The sequence below is a fragment of the Ornithinimicrobium carbonis genome (genome assembly GCF_050703245.1).
Classification (GTDB): Bacteria; Actinomycetota; Actinomycetes; order Actinomycetales; family Dermatophilaceae; genus Ornithinicoccus.
Genome location: NZ_CP192647.1, coordinates 3,095,960 through 3,114,718, shown reverse-complemented (window position 1 = coordinate 3,114,718; position 18,759 = coordinate 3,095,960). Strand labels below are relative to the sequence as shown.

The 18,759-nt window shown below is 75.1% G+C and carries 16 protein-coding genes and 2 pseudogenes; 11 read left to right on the top strand and 7 right to left on the bottom strand.

Going from position 1 to position 18,759, the window contains the following annotated elements; all coding sequences use genetic code 11:
- Positions 1 to 115 precede the first annotated feature (115 nt).
- A pseudogene (locus ACQ95T_RS15650) lies at positions 116 to 1,129 on the top strand (Gfo/Idh/MocA family protein); the annotation flags it as partial.
- A gap of 222 nt (positions 1,130 to 1,351) precedes the next feature.
- Here the strand turns inward: ACQ95T_RS15650 and ACQ95T_RS15645 are convergent.
- From ACQ95T_RS15645 to ACQ95T_RS15630, 4 genes are all read right to left on the bottom strand, one after another.
- Positions 1,352 to 2,473, bottom strand: a complete 1,122-nt coding sequence (locus tag ACQ95T_RS15645; protein ID WP_431473845.1) for a helicase-associated domain-containing protein — start codon at positions 2,471 to 2,473, stop codon at positions 1,352 to 1,354.
- 617 nt (positions 2,474 to 3,090) lie between these two features.
- Positions 3,091 to 3,834, bottom strand: coding sequence for a hypothetical protein (locus ACQ95T_RS15640; protein ID WP_431473081.1), 744 nt, complete (start codon positions 3,832 to 3,834; stop codon positions 3,091 to 3,093).
- Positions 3,835 to 3,837: 3 nt separating this feature from the next.
- On the bottom strand, positions 3,838 to 4,218 hold the full coding sequence (locus ACQ95T_RS15635; RefSeq protein WP_431473080.1) for an FGGY-family carbohydrate kinase: 381 nt from the start codon (positions 4,216 to 4,218) through the stop codon (positions 3,838 to 3,840).
- Between the two features lie 148 nt (positions 4,219 to 4,366).
- Positions 4,367 to 5,341, bottom strand: a complete 975-nt coding sequence (locus ACQ95T_RS15630) for an FGGY family carbohydrate kinase (RefSeq protein WP_431473079.1) — start codon at positions 5,339 to 5,341, stop codon at positions 4,367 to 4,369.
- 48 nt (positions 5,342 to 5,389) lie between these two features.
- Here ACQ95T_RS15630 and menD point away from each other — a divergent pair, with 48 nt between their 5' ends.
- A complete protein-coding gene (gene menD / locus ACQ95T_RS15625; protein ID WP_431473078.1) occupies positions 5,390 to 7,201 on the top strand; it encodes a 2-succinyl-5-enolpyruvyl-6-hydroxy-3-cyclohexene-1-carboxylic-acid synthase in 1,812 nt (603 codons plus the stop codon).
- Positions 7,202 to 7,330: 129 nt separating this feature from the next.
- Here the strand turns inward: menD and ACQ95T_RS15620 are convergent, their stop codons facing one another.
- Positions 7,331 to 8,635: a GNAT family N-acetyltransferase gene (locus ACQ95T_RS15620; protein ID WP_431473077.1), complete on the bottom strand. Its 1,305-nt coding sequence runs from the start codon at positions 8,633 to 8,635 to the stop codon at positions 7,331 to 7,333.
- 175 nt (positions 8,636 to 8,810) lie between these two features.
- Between ACQ95T_RS15620 and ACQ95T_RS15615 the strand changes: the two genes are divergently transcribed.
- Entirely contained in the window at positions 8,811 to 9,272 is a 462-nt protein-coding gene (locus ACQ95T_RS15615) for an MFS transporter (RefSeq protein WP_431473076.1), read from the top strand.
- Positions 9,269 to 10,090, top strand: a complete 822-nt coding sequence (locus ACQ95T_RS15610; protein WP_431473844.1) for an MFS transporter — start codon at positions 9,269 to 9,271, stop codon at positions 10,088 to 10,090. The genes ACQ95T_RS15615 and ACQ95T_RS15610 overlap by 4 nt, the downstream gene beginning before the upstream one ends.
- On the opposite strand, the gene ACQ95T_RS15605 is transcribed toward ACQ95T_RS15610, so the two are convergent.
- Both ACQ95T_RS15605 and ACQ95T_RS15600 read right to left on the bottom strand, forming a co-directional pair.
- Positions 10,080 to 10,217, bottom strand: a complete 138-nt coding sequence (locus ACQ95T_RS15605) for a GNAT family N-acetyltransferase (protein WP_431473075.1) — start codon at positions 10,215 to 10,217, stop codon at positions 10,080 to 10,082. The genes ACQ95T_RS15610 and ACQ95T_RS15605 overlap by 11 nt on opposite strands.
- Before the next feature lie 358 nt (positions 10,218 to 10,575).
- Positions 10,576 to 11,967, bottom strand: a complete 1,392-nt coding sequence (locus ACQ95T_RS15600; RefSeq protein ID WP_425943138.1) for an isochorismate synthase — start codon at positions 11,965 to 11,967, stop codon at positions 10,576 to 10,578.
- A gap of 35 nt (positions 11,968 to 12,002) precedes the next feature.
- On the opposite strand from ACQ95T_RS15600, the gene ACQ95T_RS15595 reads away from it, so the two are divergent.
- The 7 genes and pseudogenes from ACQ95T_RS15595 (at position 12,003) to ACQ95T_RS15565 (ending at position 18,740) form a co-directional block, all read left to right on the top strand.
- Positions 12,003 to 12,707, top strand: coding sequence for a demethylmenaquinone methyltransferase (locus tag ACQ95T_RS15595; RefSeq protein WP_425943137.1), 705 nt, complete (start codon positions 12,003 to 12,005; stop codon positions 12,705 to 12,707).
- Between the two features lie 35 nt (positions 12,708 to 12,742).
- Positions 12,743 to 14,596: a DUF294 nucleotidyltransferase-like domain-containing protein gene (locus ACQ95T_RS15590; protein ID WP_431473074.1), complete on the top strand. Its 1,854-nt coding sequence runs from the start codon at positions 12,743 to 12,745 to the stop codon at positions 14,594 to 14,596.
- 1 nt (position 14,597) lies between these two features.
- Entirely contained in the window at positions 14,598 to 15,344 is a 747-nt protein-coding gene (locus ACQ95T_RS15585; RefSeq protein ID WP_425943135.1) for an exonuclease domain-containing protein, read from the top strand.
- 193 nt (positions 15,345 to 15,537) lie between these two features.
- Positions 15,538 to 16,832: pseudogene (locus ACQ95T_RS15580) on the top strand (geranylgeranyl reductase family protein).
- A gap of 91 nt (positions 16,833 to 16,923) precedes the next feature.
- The gene (locus ACQ95T_RS15575) at positions 16,924 to 17,289 is read left to right on the top strand and encodes an NADH-quinone oxidoreductase subunit A (protein WP_425943133.1); all 366 of its coding nucleotides are present in this window, start codon (positions 16,924 to 16,926) and stop codon (positions 17,287 to 17,289) included.
- A gap of 96 nt (positions 17,290 to 17,385) precedes the next feature.
- Positions 17,386 to 17,940, top strand: coding sequence for a NuoB/complex I 20 kDa subunit family protein (locus ACQ95T_RS15570; RefSeq protein ID WP_425943132.1), 555 nt, complete (start codon positions 17,386 to 17,388; stop codon positions 17,938 to 17,940).
- Positions 17,937 to 18,740, top strand: a complete 804-nt coding sequence (locus tag ACQ95T_RS15565; protein WP_425943131.1) for an NADH-quinone oxidoreductase subunit C — start codon at positions 17,937 to 17,939, stop codon at positions 18,738 to 18,740. The genes ACQ95T_RS15570 and ACQ95T_RS15565 overlap by 4 nt, the downstream gene beginning before the upstream one ends.
- The last annotated feature ends 19 nt before the right edge of the window (positions 18,741 to 18,759 follow it).

Genomic DNA, 18,759 nt, shown 5'->3' with positions numbered 1-18,759 from the left:
AACTCATGGCAACTCTTTGGGTCGGCGCGGGGGGGACCGGAGAGTGGGAGGCCAAGGACCCGGTCGCCGCAGCACGGTCGGACGGGCCTGACGACACCACCAGGAGGAGCTCACCATGGCTGACAAGGTCCGTCTCGGCATCATCGGGCTAGGTGCCCAGGGCTCGATGTACGCGAGCTTCATCGACCAGGGCACGGTCCCCAACATGGAGATCGGCGCCATCGCCGACATCGACGCCACGAAGGAGCAGGCCGCCGCGACGGCGTACCCGGGCGTCCCGTTCTTCACGGACTACACCGAGATGCTCGCCAGCGGGACGGTGGACGCCGTCGTCACGTGCGTTCCGCACTACCTCCACCCGGAGATGGGCATCGCCGCGCTGCGCGCCGGCATCCACGCCCTGGTGGAGAAGCCGGCCGGGGTCTACACCGCGCAGGTCACCGAGCTCATCGACTACGCGACGACGCGGCCGGAGCTGACCTTCGGCATCATGTTCAACCAGCGCAACAACCCCCTCTACCGGCGCATCAAGGAGATCGTCGACGCCGGCGAGATCGGCGCGATCCGCCGCACGAACTGGATCATCACCACGTGGTGGCGCCCGCAGGGCTACTACGACCAGAGCGACTGGCGGGCCACCTGGGGCGGGGAGGGAGGGGGCGTCCTGGTGAACCAGGCGCCCCACCAGCTCGACCTGTGGCAGTGGATCTGCGGCGTGCCGACGTCGGTGTTCGCGAAGGTCGGCTACGGCTTCCGCCGCGACATCGCCGTCGAGGACGAGGTCACCGCCGTCGTCGACTTCGGGGACGGCGTCACCGGCGTCTTCGTCACGGCCACGCACGACATCGTGGGGACCGACCGGTTCGAGATCCTCGGCGACCGCGGCAAGATCGTCGTCGAGGGCTCGCAGACAGCCACGGTCAGCCGCCTGGTGAAGGACGAGCGCGAGCTGTCCGAGTCCATGGACATGGAGGCGGTCCGCAAGCTCTTCATGGGGGAGATGGACCCCGCCGACTACTACTCGGACGAGGTCATCCGGTTCGATTCCCCCTGGGGTGCGCAGCACGCCGGTGTGCTGGAGAACTTCGCCGCGAACGTCCTCGACGGCACCCCGCTGCTCGCCCCGGGCAGCGACGGCATCAACGGCGTCCGCCTCGCCAACGCCATCCACCTCTCGAGCTGGCTCGGCGCGGAGGTCCCGCTCGACTTCGACGAGCAGCAGTATCTCGCCGAGCTCAACGAGCGCATCCGCGCGCCGAGGGGGCGTTCCCCGAGCGCGCGGCGCCGTCCGGCACGGCAGGCACCGGGTGAGGACCCCGTCGCCGACGACCGGCGGGCACGGGTGCCGATCTCAGCGGAGCACGTGACGAGGTCGCCAGCGCGAGCAGCGCGAGGCCGAGCACGGAAAGGTCCGGCCGGCCGCGAGCGTGTCACGCCCGAGCCGGCACGCGACCGGACCAGCGGGATCCGGTCCGTCACCTCGACGGCGGTGTCCTCGACGGCTCAGTCCGCCGGGGCCACCCCGGTGATCCGGTGCAGCAGGAAGGTGCGCCGGGCGTCCCCGTCGCCGACCCCGGCCCGCAGCCGGCCGGCCTCGACGGCCAGCGGCCGGACGAGGTGGGTGCCCACCCCGCCGGCGTCGTCGGCATACCCGATCCGCACCGCGACCCCGTCGGCGACCGCCTCGCGCAGGACCGCGGCCACGACGACCGGGTCGGCGGTGCGCCCGAAGGCGCCTGCGCCCGTGCCCTCCGCGCCCACCGGGTCCACCGAGACCGGCGGGTCCGCCGAGCCCCTCCGTCCCGTCGGCGTCGAGCCCCTCACCCTCGCCACCGACGCGTCGGGGCCGCAGCACCTCGCCCCTGCGGAGCTGGGCCACGACCTGCCGGGCGACCTGGTCGTCCACGCTGCTGACTCGCACGGGGGAGGAGGTGCGCGGCGACGTGCGCCGCGCCGTCGTCGTCGACACCTCCAGCCCGCCGTCGCCACCCTCGACGAGGGGGCCGTACTGCTGCTCGCGCAGGAGGTCGACGACCGTGGGCGCCGGCACCGGGCTGACCAGCACGCTGGGCGCGATCCGCCGCCACTGCAGCATCCCCAGTGCCCGGTCGCGCTCGATCCGGTCCAGCAGGGCGGGGTCGTCGGAGCGCAGGTAGGCCGCGCAGGCGCCCACCCGCGCCTGGCCGTGGCGCCGGGCCACGTCCCGCACCAGGTAGTCGAGAGGCTGCGGCACCCCGGTGCGCGAGGCGTCGGCCAGCTCGGCGAGCACCCGGTCCGCCGACCAGCCCAGGTCCAGCGCCCGGCGCACGCTCGTCTCGCTGAACCGGTGCACGCTGGCACCGCCGCGGGACTCCACGTCGCTGACGACCTGCAGCAGCGAGCGCACCGGGCCGTCCAGGCGGCCGGGCGCCACCGCCGTCAGGTCCGCCTGCAGCAGGACGTGGTCGACCGCGGGCGGGACGAGCGGCTCCATCAGGGCGGCCACCCGGGCGGGGTCGTCGCCGGTCACCACCGCACGGCCCGGGCCGCCGAGGGCGCCCCGGCCGGTGACGCCGGCCCACTCCGCCTCCCGGGCCACCACCTCCAGCCCCGGTCCCAGGTCCGCCGCCCGGGCGGTGCGCAGCGGGTGCCGCCAGCGCAGCAGCTCGGTCAGCCCGTCCAGGGTGGGTGCCGACCCCGCCGGCAGGGTGGCCAGCGCCGCCAGCGCGTCGTGCCGGCGCACGCGCCCCAGGGGGTATGACGTGTGCACGGACAGGGCGTTGACCCGCCCCGCGTCCCCGGAGGTCACCAGGCTGGGAGCGGCGGGCATCGACCACCAGGCGGCGGCCAGGGCAGCCCACCGGGCTCCCGCGCCGGCCTCGAGCCAGTCGTCGGCGGCCGTGGTCGGCACCCAGGCCGGCTCGCCCGTGCCCCGCGGACCACCGTCGTCGGCCGCGACCAGGCCGGCCGCCAGCGCCGTCTCCAGCAGCCAGGCCGTCTCGTCCTGGCCCACCTCCAGGTGGGCGGCCAGCCGGGTGAGGTCGCGCACGGCCAGCCCGCCGGAGCGCAGCACCCGCGGTGGCCGGGCGCCCCACCGGTCCAGCACCTCGGTCACCAGGACCAGCAGGTCCCCGGCCCGGCCGCCCGCGGCGGCGTCGACGACCTCCTGGTCCAGCCCGGTCGTCTCCACGGCGGGCGGCTCCGGGGCCGGGTGGCGGTGCAGGCGGCCCTCCCGCAGCCGCAGGGCCAGCACGCGGGGCAGGACCACGTGCGCGCCTCGTCCTGCCGGACGAGCAGACCGGCCTCCACGAGCGACCGTGCGGCCGTGGCCATCGGCGCGTCCGGGTCCTGCGGGAGCGTGCCGACGGCCGGTCCCCAGGTGAGGGCGTCCAGCAGCTGGCGTCCGGGCGGGTCGAGGTCCGCCAGCGCACCGTCGGGGTCGGCGCTCACCCCGGGGGAGGGGCGGACGTCGGCCGCCGCCAGCCCCGCCGGGTCGCCGACGACCTCCAGGACGGGCCGGGCGGGCAGCAGGCCGTCGGCGGAGATCCAGCACAGGGCCAGCGTCCGCAGCCGGCCGGTCAGGGCCTCGGCCCGCTCGGCGGAGGTGCCCAGCAGCGCGGCGACCTCCGCGGGCCCGGCCGGTGCCGCCACCACGACGGCCTCCAGTGCCTGCAGGTGGGCCAGGTCGAGGTGGTCCAGGGCCCGCCGCACGCTCGCCAGGGTGGTCGCACGGGCGGCGAGGGTGGTGACGTCGGCGGGGGTGGGCCGGGCCAGGTCGGGCCGTGCCCGCAGGAGGGCGGCCAGCTCCTCGTCGCTGCGTCCCCGCAGGTCGTCGGCCAGCGAGCGCACGCTCACGGATCAGCCGAAGAGCGCGTCGTAGACCCGCTCGAACCGCTGGAAGCGGTCGGTGTAGTAGCGCCGCCGGTTGTAGTCCGGCGTCAGGGCCCGTCCCCGGTCCGGCCGGGCGCGGCGCACGTCCGGGGCGAGGGACTCCAGGGCCAGCAGCGCGGTGCCGTGCAGGGTCGTGCGCTTGATGCGCACCGGGGTGACCGGGGTGCGCATCGCGTCCGCCATCACCTGCAGCAGCTCGGGGTGGTCGGTGGTCACGCTGCCGCCGGCGAAGAGCCGCTCCGGCTGCGGGGCCACCTCCCGCAGCTGGCTGACGATCCGGGCGTAGGACAGGGCGATCCCCTCGACGACGCCGCGGTAGACCTCCACCGGCGCCGACCCCGCGGACACCCCGACGACCACGGCACGCGCGTCGGCCGCCCCCAGCCGGTGCTGCGCTCACCGGTGAAGAACGGCAGCACCAGCGGGGTGGTCTCGTGCGGCTCGGCCAGGAGCGCCGCCGACAGCTCGTCATCGTCGATCTGGTCGACCGCGAGGGTCACGTCGGCCCAGGCCAGCGCGCGCCCGACGTCGTTGAGCGCGCCGCCGACCAGCGCCCGGTCGTGCGAGACCCGGTAGCACCACAGGCCGGGCGGCAGCTCGTCGGGCATCTCCTGGACCAGCACCCGCAGGGCTCCGGAGGTGGCGCAGGAGGCCCCCATGGCCGTCTCGTCGTAGGCGCCGAGGCCGACGTTGGCGGCCAGGCCGTCGGTGATCGTGGCGTACCAGGCGGCGTCCTGGAGGTTGGGCCAGCGCTTGGCGATCTTGCCCGCCCGGCGCTCCTCCACCTGCAGCGGCTGGTCGAGGTGGTGGATGGGCGGCAGCTGGTCGGTGGTGATGCCGACGATCTCGGCCAGCTCGGGGTACCAGTCGGCCGTGTGCCGGCGTCCACCATCCCGGTCCAGGCGGCGCTGGAGGTGCCCGTCCCCAGCGTGCCGGTGAGGCGGTGCAGCACGTGGTCGCCGAGGGAGAGATAGCGGGCGGCCTGCGCGGTGACCTCGGGGCGCTCCTCGGCCAGCCAGCGCAGCCGGGCCGGCCAGTAGCTGGCGTGCACCCGGGTGCCGGTCCGCTGCTGCAGGGCCTCCTCGTCCAGCTCGACCCGCAGGGCGGCGACGTGGTCGGCGCAGCGGGAGTCGGCGTAGGTGAAGCACGGGGTCAGCGGCCGGCCGTCCTCGTCGACGACGACCATCGAGGAGGCGAAGGTGTCGAGCGCGACGCCGGCGACGGGGGTGTCGTCGAGCGCCTCGACCAGCTGGTCGAGAAGGGTGGTGACCTCCTCGACGATCTGGTCGGGGTCGATCTCCGACGTGCCGTCGGGGGCGGTGGTGAAGGAGTGCGCGACCTTGGCCCGCTTCCCGACGGGGCGGCCGTGCGCGTCGTAGACGGCGCCCCGGCTGGCGGTGGAGCCCACGTCGAGCGCAAGGACGAGCGGGAGGACGGCGTCCTTGAGCTCGATGTCGAAGTCGGAGGCCATGGTCGGTCACTCTACTGGGGCGCGCGGGGCCCGTGGCAGGATCGCCCCGTGCACCCCTCCACGGCCCTGGCCACCGTCCTCGTCGACGAGCTGGTGCGCGGCGGGGTGCGCGAGGCGGTGCTGTGTCCCGGGTCGCGCTCCGCGCCGCTGGCCTACGCCCTCGAGGAGGCCGACCGAGCCGGTCGGCTGCGGCTGCACGTGCGCGTGGACGAGCGCTCCGCCGCCTTCCTGGCCCTGGGTATGGCGCGCGCCTCGGCCCGGGCGGTCCCCGTGGTGACCACCTCGGGCACGGCCGTGGCCAACCTGCACCCGGCGGTGCTGGAGGCGCACCACGGCGGCGTCCCGCTCGTGGTGCTCTCCGCCGACCGGCCGGCCGAGCTGCGGGGGACGGGGGCCAACCAGACCACGGTGCAGCCGGGCATGTTCGGCGGTGCGCTGCGCCACGAGGTCGACCTGCCCGCGCCGGAGCGGCGTGCCGGTCAGGTGGCGCACTGGCGCTCGTCGGTGTGCCGGGCCCTGGCCGCGGCGCTCGACCCCGGCGCGGTGGCCGGGTGGTCCAGGCGCGGCCCGGTGCACCTGAACGTGGGGCTGCGCGACCCCCTCGCGCCCGCCCTCGAGGACGACGGGTGGCCCGAGCCGCTCGACGGCCGGCCGCACGGCGGCCCGTGGGTGCGGGTGGCACCGCCCGGTGAGCAGGTGGGTCCGGGCGGACGCACGCTCGTCCTGGTCGGTGACCTGCCCGACCCGGAGCTGACGCGGGCGGCGCTGGACTGGGCGGGCCGGGCCGGGTGGCCGGTCCTGGCCGAGCCGTTCGGGGTGCTGGCCACCGGAGGGCACGTGGTCCGGCACCCGCCGGTGGTCGCCGCCCGTGCCGCCGCCGACCCCGGGCTGCGGCCGGACCGGGTCGTGTGGGTGGGACGGCTGACCCTGTTCCGCGAGCTCGCGGCGCTGCTGCGGCTGCCCGGCGTCGTCGTCGAGCAGGTCTCCGCGGTCCCGGCGTGGACCGATCCCTCGCACGTCGTGCAGGTGGTGCACGGACCGGAGGTGCTGCGCACGCCGCCGGAGCGGGCCCCGGGCGCGGAGGCGTGGGTGCGGGACTGGGTGGGCCTGGGGGAGGCGCTGACCGGAGGCGTCCGGGCGGCCGTGCTCGCGGACCCGGACCGCCCGTCGGGACCGGCCGTCGCCGCGACCGTGGCGGCCTCGCTGGGGGACGCGGACGTGCTGGTGCTGGGGTCCTCCAACGGGCCGCGCGACCTGGCGACCGGGCTCGGCCTGCTCGAGCAGAGAGGTGCCCCCCGGGTGGTCTCGGGCCGGGGGCTGGCCGGCATCGACGGGACGGTGTCCGCCGCGGTCGGGGTGGCGCTCGCCGTGCGCGGGGCCGGCGGCGGCCGCGACCGGGACCATGCCCCCCGGCCTGCCAGCTGGAGAGGCACTGCCGGTCCCGTCGGACGCACCGTGGCACTGATGGGCGACCTGACCTTCCTCCACGACGTCAACGGGCTGCTGGTCGGCACGGGGGAGCCCCGTCCCGACCTGACGGTCGTGGTCGTCAACGACGACGGTGGCGGCATCTTCTCCACGCTGGAGTACGGCGACCCGGCCCGGTCGGCGACCCCGGGAGCCGGGGCCGCCACGGAGCGTCTCTTCGGAACCCCGCACGGCACGGACCTGTCGGCCCTCTGCGCCGCCCACCACGTCGAGCACCACCGGGCCGCCACCGTCGAGGACCTCGCCGAGCTGCTGCGCCGGCCCGCGGAGGGGATCCGGGTGCTCGAGGTGCCGGTCGACCGCTCCGGCCACCGACGCCTCCACGACCTGCTGCGGCCGACCCGCCCGCCCGAGGCCGGTCCGACCGCCTGAGCCGGGTGGCCGCCCGAGCCGGGTGGCGTCCGCCCGAGACGGGTGCCCCGCCCCGAGACGGGGGCTGACCCTCCCGGCCGAGCCGGGTGCCGTCCCCTCCTGTCGCTCCTGTCCGCTCAGGGTGGCCGGTCAGAAGCCGATGGCCCCCACCGGCTCGGTGTCGCCACGCATCGCCCGGGAGAGCTGGCGGACCGCGCCCGGACGCAGCTCCCGCACGCCCAGGGTGGGCACCTGCGCCGCGATCGTCCGGCCACCGGCGTAGGCCGCGCCGAGGGCGGCCACGGGCAGGACCACGTCGGGCGCGCTCCCTCCGGCGGCCGGCTCGCAGGTCGCCGCCCCCGAGCCGTCCACCGTGAGCCGCCAGCGACCGGCGTTCCAGGGGCACAGCTCGTCGACCACCTCCAGCACGAGGTCGGCGGGGGCCGCGTACCCCCGCTCGGCCAGCGCCCGGGGGACGTCCACGAGCCGCAGCCACAGGCTGTCGATCGCCACGACGCCGACCGACCGGGGGCCGCCGCACCACCACAGCACCGGGTCGTCGACCGAGCGCGCCCGGAGGGTCACCTTCGTGGTCAGGTCCAGGTCGACGAGACGCCGGACCAGGGCGAGCAGGCTCGCGTGGTCGGTGGCGCCCAGCTCGTCGACGGTCACCTCGCCCCGGGACCGCTCGTCCTCCCACCTGCTCTCCCGGCGGAGCACGGCATACCCCGTGAGGGCACCGTCGCGGCGGGCGAGCAGGAGGCGACGGGGCTCCTTGCTGCCGCGGGCCTTGGGCACGTCGCGGTACCAGGTCGCCGCGAAGGCGTCGGGGCGGGTCACCGCCCCCAGGCTGGTGGCGGCGCACGCCAGGTGGGCCTCGTGCAGCGCGGCGGTCCCCTCGGGGGTGGGCAGGGTCACCAGGTGGGTCTCGACCGCGTCCGCGGCGGTCCCGAGCTCATCCGGGACGCGCAGCTCCTGACCGCGGTCGAGCACCAGCTTGACGTCCAGGCTGGCCGAGCCGTAGCCGAAGCGCCCGTAGATGGCCGGCTCGGAGGCGTGCAGCCCGGCGACCGCCTCGCCGCGCTCGTGCACCCGGTGCAGGTGGTCGCGCATCATCCGGGTGAGCAGCCCCTGGCGGCGGGCGTCCGGGTGGACGCCGACCCAGGTGAGCCCGTCGACGGGCACCGTGCGCAGACGGTCGCCGGGAGCGGGCACGGTCAGGCGCAGGTCGTAGGCGCTGTAGACGCCGACGAGCGGCGGCCGGTCCCGCTCCGGCTCTCCGGGCAGGGCCGGTCCGGTCCGCTCCAGCGCCCGCGCGTGCCGCAGGTCCAGGTGGTGGACCAGCTCCTCCGGCTCGGTCCCCGGCACGACCTCGAACCAGACCAGCGTGTCCAGCTCCTGGACCCGGGGGAGGTCCTCGCGGGTGAGGTCGAGAAGGCGTGCGTCGATGTCCACCGGCCCAGTGTGGCGTCGTAGGGTGGTGACGAGCCAGGGGTTTTCTCCGCGGCCGCCCGCGGTCCCGGCGACCCGGTCTCCCCGCTCCCCGGCACCCCACCACCGCGCGCCGTCGACGTCGCGCCCCACGCCCCCGACGTCGCGGCCTCCTGCGTCGCCGCACGAGAGGACAGCCATGCCCGCCGACGACCCCCGCACCGTCCCGGCCGCCGCCGGCTCGCGGACGAGCGGACCAGACCGGTCGGCCGAGGACCGACGGTCGATGCAGGACCGAGAGCCGCCCCGGGACGCCGGGCAGCCCGCCCGCGGGTCGGTCCTGGGCGTCATGGTCGTCTTCGCGGCCGCCGGCTTCGTCATGGGCCAGGCGCTGGCGCGGGTCCCGGCCGTCCGGGACGCGCTGGGCGTGGACAAGGCCCAGCTGGGCCTGGCGCTCATGGGCATGGGTCTGGGGTCCCTGCTGGCGATGCCGTTCACCGGGCGGCTGGTCGACCGCTTCGGCAGCCGTCGCGTCGTGCTCCTCGCCGTGGTCGTCGGGTGCGCCGGCTGGGGCGCGGTCGCGCTGGCTCCCTCCGCGGCAGTGCTCATGGGCACCCTGGTCGTCACCGGGGTGGCGTCGGCATCTGGGACGTGGCGATGAACATCCAGGCGACCCACGTCGAGCAGCAGCGGGGACGCTCGTGGATGCCCTACTTCCACGCGGGCTTCTCCGGCGGTGCCGTCCTGGGCTCGGGGACGGGCGCGCTGCTGGCCTGGCTCGGGGTCGGTCTGGTCCAGCTCCCGGTGCTGGCGGTGGTCGCCGCGGTCGCGGGGGTGCTGGGAGCCGTCCGCTTCGTCCGGGAGAGCGTGGGGCAGGAGCAGGACGACCCGTCGCCGGCCGGGGGCGAGCGGCCGGTCCGCCGCGGGGTCACCCGGCTGGAGATCCTCATCGGCCTGGTCTGCCTGGCTGCGGCCCTGGCGGAGGGATCGGCCAACGACTGGCTCGCCCTGCTGCTCGTCGACGTCCAGGGGGCCCCCGAGGCATTCGGGGCCCTGGCGCTCACGGCCTTCAACCTCACGATGACGATCGGCCGGCTGGTCGGCGGGCCGACCATCGACCGCTTCGGGCGGGCGGTCGTGGTGCGGGCGGGAGGCGTGCTGGCGGCGACCGGCATCCTGGTCGTCACCCTCGTGCCCTCGACGAGCCTGGCCCTGGTCGGGGGGCTGCTGTGGGGCCTGGGGGTCTCCACGATCTTCCCGGCCGCGATGTCGGCGGCGGGCGAGGTCCCCGGGCGGGGCAACCGGGCGATCACCGTGGTGTCGACGATCGCCTACGGGGCCTTCCTGTTCGGGGCGCCGACGATCGGCCTTCTCGCCGAGCTGGTGGGGCTGGACCGGGCGCTCTTCCTCGTCGTCGGCTTCCTGCTGGTCATGGCGGTCCTGGCCCCCGTCATGCGAGACCAGCGGGTCAGGTCGTGATCCAGTAGCGCCGGGCGGGCGGGTGCCCGGCCACGGTGCGGACGTCCTCCAGAACCCCTCCGCACGCCTCGACCACCCGGGCCGAACCGGCGTTGTCGTCGTCACAGGTGACCAGGACGCGCTCCACCCCGAGGTCGCGCAGGCGGGCGACCGACTGCGCAGGATCTCGGTGGCGTGGCCGCGCCTGCGGAACTGCGGGCCCACGGCATACCCCACGTGTCCCCCGTGCTCCAGCAGGGTCGGGGTCAGCCGGTGCCGGACCGAGACGCGCCCGACGACCTGGCCGTCGACCTCGGCGAGCAGGAAGTCGGCCGGGACCCGACCGGGCGGAAGGTCGGTGCCGGCGGCGTCCCGGGCGCAGGCCGCCAGCACCTCCTCCCAGGTCCCGTCGGCGAGCAGGAAGCTGAAGCCGTCGGAGCGCAGCTCCTCGTGCAGGGCGCGGGCCGCGGCCTCGTCCCCGGGCCCGGGAGGACGCAGCCGCAGCGTCACGACGGCTCCGGGAGCAGGCCCAGGGCGTGCCGCATCGCGGTCAGCTTGACCTCGGTCTCGGCGAGCTCGGCCTGCGGGTCGGAGGCGGCCACGATCCCGCCCCCGGCGAAGATGCGCAGCGAGCGGCGGTCGGGGGCCAGCTCGCCGCAGCGCAGGGCGATCCCCCAGTCGCCGTCCCCGGACCCGTCCACCCAGCCGACGGGACCCGCGTAGCGTCCGCGGTCCATCCCCTCCAGCTCCTCGATGAGGGTGGCGGCGGCCGGCGTGGGCGTCCCGCAGACGGCGGCCGAGGGGTGCAGCGCGCAGGCCAGGCGCAGGGAGGTGGCTCCGCTGACCATGCGGCCGGTGAGGTCGCTGGCGAGGTGGTAGACGTCCGGCAGCTCCAGGACGTAGGGCGCCTCGGGGACCTGCAGGTCGGTGCAGTGCGGAGCCAGGGCGTCGGCCACCGACCGCACCGCGTAGGCGTGCTCCTCGAGGTCCTTGACGCTGCTCACCAGCCGCAGACGGGGGTCGGTGGGGTGGTCGGTCGTCGTGGGGTCGGGAACCGGGGTGGGGGTCGGAGCCGGGGCCGGGGCGGGTACCAGGGCGGTGGTGGGGACCGGGGCCGCGGCCGGAACCGGGGCGGGGGTCCCGCGCCGGATCGTGCCCGCCAGGACGCGGGAACGGGCCCGGCCGCCCTGCAGCCGCACGAGCATCTCGGGCGTGGCACCCACGAGGCCGTCGACGGCGAAGGTCCACGTGGCGCCGTAGCGCGCCTGCAGGCGCTCCAGCACCGGGGCCACCCGCACGACGTCGCCGTCGCGGTGGCGCACGGCCACGTCCCGGGCGAGGACGACCTTGTCGACCACGCCGCTGCCGATCCGGCGGACCGCGCGGGCCACGACCTGGGGCCAGTCCTGCGCCGCCACCGTGCCCGGGAGCTCCACGAGCGGGTCCAGCCGGCCCAGGTGCGGGTTGGTCCGCGCGAGCATCTCGGCCGGGTGCCCGGTGGGCCACGGCTCGTCGTCCACCACCACCTGGGTCACCCAGGCGAGCCCGTCGCGGCGACCGATGAGCGTGCGGGGCACGGTGAGGACGCTGTCGTCGGCGGACCCGGGGGAGAAGGCGAAGGAGCCGAAGGCCACCAGGCCGGTGCCGGGCAGGCGCACCTCGTCCTCGACCTCGGCGCGGTGACGGACCCCGTCCCACCACGTCTCGGCGGCGGTGAACCGCTCCGGCCCGCGGGTGCGCACCACCGCGGCCCGGCCCCACCCGACCATGCCGTCGCCCTCCCGCAGCCAGGAGACCACCTCCCGGGGGTCGACCTCGTCGGGAACGCGGGTGAGCAGGTCGCCGGTGACGTCGACGGCGACCGATCGTGCGCGCAGGCGCGGGGGAGGCGGGGGCACGAGGGATCACTGTAGGTGGTGGGAGGATGGGGGCCATGAGCCCCTCCCGCGCCAGCCTGGAGAAGAAGCCCCGCGAGGTCGCCGAGATGTTCGACGACGTGGCCCGTCGCTACGACCTGACCAACACGGTGCTGTCCGGCGGGATGGACCACCTGTGGCGGCGGGCCGTCGCCAGGGCGGTCGACGCCTCGCCCGGCGAGCGCGTCCTGGACATCGCCGCGGGGACCGGCACCTCCAGCGAGCCCTACGCGGACCGGGGCGTGCAGGTCGTGCCGGCGGACTTCTCCCTCGGCATGCTGCGGGAGGGCTACCGGCGTCGTCCGGACCTGCCGTTCACCGCCGCGGACGCGATGTCCCTGCCCTTCGCCGACGACTCCTTCGACGTGGTGACGATGAGCTTCGGGCTGCGCAACGTCGCCGACGTCGACCTGGCGCTCCGCGAGTTCCTGCGGGTGGCCCGGCCCGGCGCGCGGCTGGTGGTCTGCGAGTTCTCCACCCCGGTCGTGCCCCTCTTCTCCACCGTCTACAGCAACTACCTCATGCGGGCCCTGCCGCGGGTGGCCCGGCGGGTCAGCTCCAACCCCGACTCCTACGTCTACCTGGCCGAGTCGATCCAGGCGTGGCCTGCCCAGCGTGAGCTGGCCGCGCGCATCCGGGACGCCGGCTGGGGCCAGGTGCGCTGGCGCAACCTCACCGGCGGCGTGGTGGCCGTCCACCACGCCGTCGCCGGCGGGGACTGAGACCGCACATCCCACCACCGCCGAGGAGGCACGACATGGACGTCGAGCTCGCCGAGGTCAGGGACTTCCTGGCCCAGCACCCGCCCTTCGACGCGCTGCCGCCGGAGGTGCTGGACCGGCTGCCGGCGCGGTGCACCCTGCGGTACGCCCGCCGGGGCAGCGTGATCCTGCACGCCGGGGGGCGGGGGGACCGGCTGTGGGTGGTCCGCAGCGGTGCGGTGGACATCACCGACGAGGGACGGCTGGTGGACCGGCTCGGGGCGGGGGGCTGCTTCGGCATGTCGGCGCTGGTGGAGCACGGACCGATCCGCTACGACGCCACCGCCCGGGAGGACAGCCTGCTCATCACCCTCCCGCAGGCGGACTTCGACGAGCTGGCGCAGGAGCACCCGGCCGTGGCCGTGCACTTCGCGGCCACCCACCACGGCAGGATCCGGACCGCGCTGAGCCAGCTGCAGCAGCCCCGCACGGGGTCGGCGGTCTTCCGGACGGCGGTCAGGGACCTGGTCCGCGGGGAACCGGTGGCCACCGGTCCCCAGGTCTCCGTCGCCGAGGCCGCCCGCCGGATGACCGAGGCGGGCGTCTCCTCGATCCTGGTCATGGAGGGTGACCGCCTCGTCGGCATCCTCACCGACCGGGACCTGCGCCGCCGCGTGGTGGCCGCCGGGACGCCCACGGACCGGCCCGTCCGCGAGGTGATGACCCTGAACCCGGTGACGATCAGCAGCGACGCGCTCGCGCTGGAGGTCATGCTCGAGATGACCGGGCGCAACATCCACCACCTGCCGGTGGTGGACGCCGAGGAGCGGGTGGTGGGCCTGGTCACCACGACCGACCTGGTCCGGCTGGAGCGCTCCAACCCGGTCTACCTGGTCACCGACCTGGCCAAGGCGCCGGACGTCGGCGCGGTCGTGGGGCTGGCCGCCCGCATCCCGCGGATCGTGGAGCAGCTGGTCAGCGAGGACGCGACGGCGGCCGACGTCGGCCGGGTCGCCACCGCGCTGACCGACGCCGTCACGGTGCGCGTGCTGCTGGAGCTGGCGCAGGCCGAGCTGGGTCCGGCCCCGGCGCCCTGGGCCTGGGTGGCCCTGGGGTCCGCCGCCCGGGAGGAGCTGACCCTTCGCGGCGACCAGGACCACGCGATGGTCCTGGGGGAGGAGGCGGACCCGCAGGACCCGTGGTGGGCGGCGGTGGCCGACCGGGTGACCGACGCGCTGGAGGCCTGCGGGCTGGAGCGCTGCGACGGCGACGTCATGGCCACCAACCCGCGGTGGCGCAAGCGCGTTCCGGAGTGGCGGGCCCAGTTCGCCCGCTGGGCGCACGAGCCGCAGCCCGAGGCGGTGCTGTGGGCGGCCATCTTCTACGACATGCGTCCGGTGCACGGCGACGCGGACCTGGTCGCCGGCCTGCGCGAGCAGGTCGTGCGGATGGGCTCACGGTCGGACCTGCTGCTGGCGCACCTGGCAGGGCAGGCCGCGCGGATGCGTCCGCCGATCGGATTCTTCCGCGGGTTCGTGCTCGAGGACGCCGGGGAGCACCGCGACACGCTGGACATCAAGCGCGGCATCTCCGCGATCGTCCAGCTGGCGCGGATCCACTCGCTCCGGGCCGGCGCCACGGCGCTGCCGACCGGGGCACGGCTGGCGGCGGCCCGTGCCCGCGGAGTGCTGGCCGCCGAGTCGGCGGTCGACCTGGCCGACGCGCACGAGCTGATGTCCTACCTCCGCCTGCAGCACCAGGTCGCGCAGGTGCGCGACGGCCGCCGGCCGGACAACCACCTCGACCCCGAGCTCCTGAGCAGCCTGGACCGGCGCCACCTGCGCGACGCCTTCCAGATCGTGCGGCAGGCGCAGCACGGGCTGAGCACCCGGCTGCCGCAGGTGACCTGAGGTGGGGTGGTGGGACGACTGGCGCGGACGGCTCGGTGTCGGTGGCGGTGGGAACGGGCGGCGCCGGGGGCCCCTGCGGGAGGGTCTCGACCCCGTCCTCACCCAGGCGTGGGAGCGGTTGTCGGCGGCTGCTCCCTACCCGCCCGACACGCCGCTGGACGACGTCGAGCTCCTGGCCCTCGACCTGGAGACGACCGGGCTGCAGCCCGCGAAGCACGAGCTGCTCTCCTTCGGCCTCGTCCCCGTCCGCAAGGGCGAGGTGCGGCTGGCGGGGGCGCTCCACCTGCCGGTGCGGCCGCGGGGTGACGTGGGGGACTCCGCCACCGTCCACGGCCTGACCGACGACCGGCTGGCGCGCGAGCCGACGGTGGCTGAGGTGCTGCCTCAGGTCCTGCGGGCCCTCGTCACCGAGGACGGCCGCCGGCGGGTCCTGCTGGCGCACTTCGCCCTGGTGGAGACCTCCTTCCTGGAGGACGTCGGGGTGGACGTCCTGGGCACGTGGCTCGACCTGCAGGTGGTCGACACCCTGGAGGTGGAACGTCGGCTGCTCGGGGCGCAGCACAGCGAGATGCGGCCCGGTGCGGTGCGCCTGCACACCTGCCGCACCCGGCACCACCTGCCGCGCTACCAGGCGCACTCCGCCGTCGTCGACGCCGTCGCCTGCGGTGAGCTCTTCCTGGCCCAGTCCGCCACGCTCGTCCACCGGCGCCGGCGCCCCCTCCTCCTGGACGACGTGCTCGAGCGCTGACGGTGCCGTTGCCGTTGCCTTGCCGTCGCCGTTGCGGTTCCCGTTGCCGGTGATCGTGACGGTGCCCGGTGGTCGCGTTTCGGCATACCGGCGTCCGCTAATTCCAGGCAGGCATCCCTCGCCCGGAGCGCGGAGGGGCGACACCTAGACTGACCAGGTTCGTGAAGGTCGGCACAAGCGAGGCGCAGACACGGTGAGTGGACAGGTCGAGACGGCTGACGTGATCGTCGTCGGGGCGGGCCCGGGAGGGGCCTCGACCGCGGCGTACCTGGCTGCGCACGGGCTGGACGTGCTGCTCCTGGAGAAGGCGTCCTTCCCCCGCGACAAGATCTGCGGGGACGGCCTGACCCCCCGGGCGGTGCGCGAGCTCATCAGCCTCGGCGTGTCCATCCGCGAGGAGGACGGCTGGCACCGGACCAAGGGGCTGCGGATGCTCGGCGGCGGCGTCCGGATGGAGCTGGACTGGCCCGGCAACGCGACCTTCCCGCCCTACGGCCTCGTCCGCACCCGGATGGACCTGGACGAGATCCTCGCCCGGCACGCGCAGTCCCGCGGCGCCCGGCTCCTGGAGCGGATGAACGTCTCCGAGCCGGTGCTCGACCACCGCGGCCACATCTGCGGGGTGCGGGCCAAGGTCATGGGGGAGGACGGGCGGCCCACGGGCCAGACCCGGGAGTTCCGCGCCCAGCTGGTGGTGGCCGCCGACGGCAACTCCAGCCGGCTGTCGCTGACGATGGACCGGCCCCGGCGTGACGACCGTCCCATGGGGGTCGCCGTGCGGACGTACTACCGGACGCCGCGCCACGACGACGAGTACATCGAGTCCTGGCTCGAGCTGTGGGCCAAGGGCGAGGACGGCCAGCAGGACGTGCTCATGCCGGGCTACGGATGGATCTTCCCGGGGGTGACGGCACCGCGAACGTGGGCCTGGGCATCCTGGACACCGCCAAGGACTTCGGCACCTTCGACTACAAGGACGTCATGCGTCGCTGGGTGGCGACCATGCCGGCGGAGTGGGAGTTCGGCGAGGAGACCCAGCTCGGGCCGATCCGCGGTGCCGCCCTGCCGATGTGCTTCAACCGCCAGCCGCTGTACGACCGGGGGCTCCTGCTCGTGGGCGACGCCGGCGGCATGGTCAACCCGTTCAACGGCGAGGGCATCGCCGAGGCGATGGAGGCGGGGCGGCACACGGCCGAGGTCGTCGCCTCCGCGCTGGCGCGCGCCACGCCCGGGGAGCGGGAGGCGGTGCTGCAGTCCTACCCCGGGGTGATGAAGGAGTCCCTCGGGGGCTACTACATGCTCGGCAAGCAGTTCGCCACGCTCATCGGCAACCCGGAGATCATGCGGCTGGCCGTGCGCTACGGGCTGCCGCGGCGCGCGCTGATGCGCCTGCTGCTCAAGATCATGGCCAACCTGCCGCAGGAGCGCGGCGGAGGTCTCGACGACCGGATCATCAACGCGCTGAGCCGGGCCACCCCTGCCGCATGAACGCCCCGACCATGACTAGGCTAGGCGCGAGCCCGCCCCGTCCCTGGGCGGGCCCGACGCCGCGCTCGTCCCGAAAGGAGTCCTGGCTCTGATGGACTACCACCCCTATCTGCCGGTTCTCTTCTTCCTCTTCTTCGGCCTGCTGTTCGCCTTCGGGTCCGTCTTCGGCGGTGGGCTGCTGGGGCGCTCGACGTACAACCGGGCCAAGGCGGAGGCCTACGAGTGCGGCATCCAGCCCACCCCCCAGGCCCACGAGGGGGGCCGGGTGCCGATCAAGTTCTACCTGACCGCCATGCTCTTCATCGTCTTCGACGTCGAGGTCCTCTTCCTCTACCCCTTCGCGGTCGCCTTCGACCAGGTCGGGCTCTTCTCCGTGCTGGCGATGCTGCTCTTCCTCGTGGTCGTCTCCGTCCCGTTCGTCTACGAGTGGAGCAGGGGGGGTCTGGAGTGGGACTGAGCAGGGACAGCGACAGGGACAGGGACGTCAGCGGGTGCGACGAGGTGCCGGTGACCGGGGCGAGCGCCCCGACCGGCGGAAGGATGAGTGAGACAGATGGGTCTTGAGGACAAGATTCCCGGCGGCATCCTGCTCTCGACCGTCGAGGGGCTCGCCGGGCAGCTGCGGCAGCAGTCGGTGTGGCCGGCGACGTTCGGGCTGGCCTGCTGCGCCATCGAGATGATGGCCGTCGGCACCCCCGACTACGACATCGCCCGCTTCGGGATGGAGCGCTTCGCCGCGACCCCCCGTCAGGCCGACCTGATGATCGTGGCCGGGCGGGTGTCCCAGAAGATGGCTCCCGTCGTGCGCCAGGTCTACGACCAGATGCCCAACCCCAAGTGGGTCATCTCCATGGGCGTGTGCGCCAGCTCCGGCGGCATGTTCAACAACTACGCGATCGTCCAGGGCGTGGACCACATCGTCCCGGTGGACATCTACCTGCCGGGCTGTCCGCCCCGCCCCGAGATGCTGCTCAACGCGATCCTGGAGCTGCAGCGCCAGATCAGGGAGTTCAAGTTCGGCGTGCACCGCGAGCAGGCGGCGCGGGCGGCCGAGGCCGCCGCGCTGGCCGCGGTGCCCCGGCAGGAGATGAAGGGGCTGCTGGCATGAGCGAGGAGAAGACCCCGCCCGCGGAGGGGAGCACCCGCGACGAGGCCCACCAGCCGCGCCAGGACGAGGACCAGCTGGCGGACACCACGCACGCCCAGGAGGGGGCGGCCGGGGCGGTGCCGACGAGGGTCGGGACGCCGGGCGAACCGGTGCCGGTGGCCTCCCGCCGGGGCATGTTCGGCGGGTCCCTGGGCACCGACACCAGCGGCTACGGCGGCCTGAAGACCCCCGTCCTCTACCCGGGTGCCGCCGAGCGGCCCTACGGCTCCTACTTCGACGAGGTCGTCGACGCCCTGCGCGACGCGGCACCGGAGGCGTTCGAGGCCGGGATCGAGCGGGTCGTCGTGGACCGGGGCGAGCTGACCCTCGTCACCCGGCGCGAGCACCTGCGCGAGCTGCTCCAGCCGCTGCGCGACGACGCCCGCCTGCGCTTCGAGATGTGCTCCGGGGTCTCCGGCGTGCACCTGCCCGAGCACGAGGGGGCCGAGCTGCACGCGGTCTACCACTTCCTGTCGATCACCAACGGCGGGCGCCGGGTGCGCTTCGAGGTCACCTGTCCCGACGCCGACCCGCACGTGCCCTCGATCGTGGACATCTACCCCGGCAACGACTGGCACGAGCGGGAGACCTTCGACATGTTCGGGATCGTCTTCGACGGTCACCCGGGCCTGACCAGGATCCTCATGCCGGACGACTGGGCCGGCCACCCCCAGCGCAAGGACTACCCGCTCGGCGGGGTCCCGGTGGAGTACAAGGGCGCCACCATCCCCGCGCCGGACCAGCGGAGGAGCTACTCGTGACCATCGACCCCCACCCACA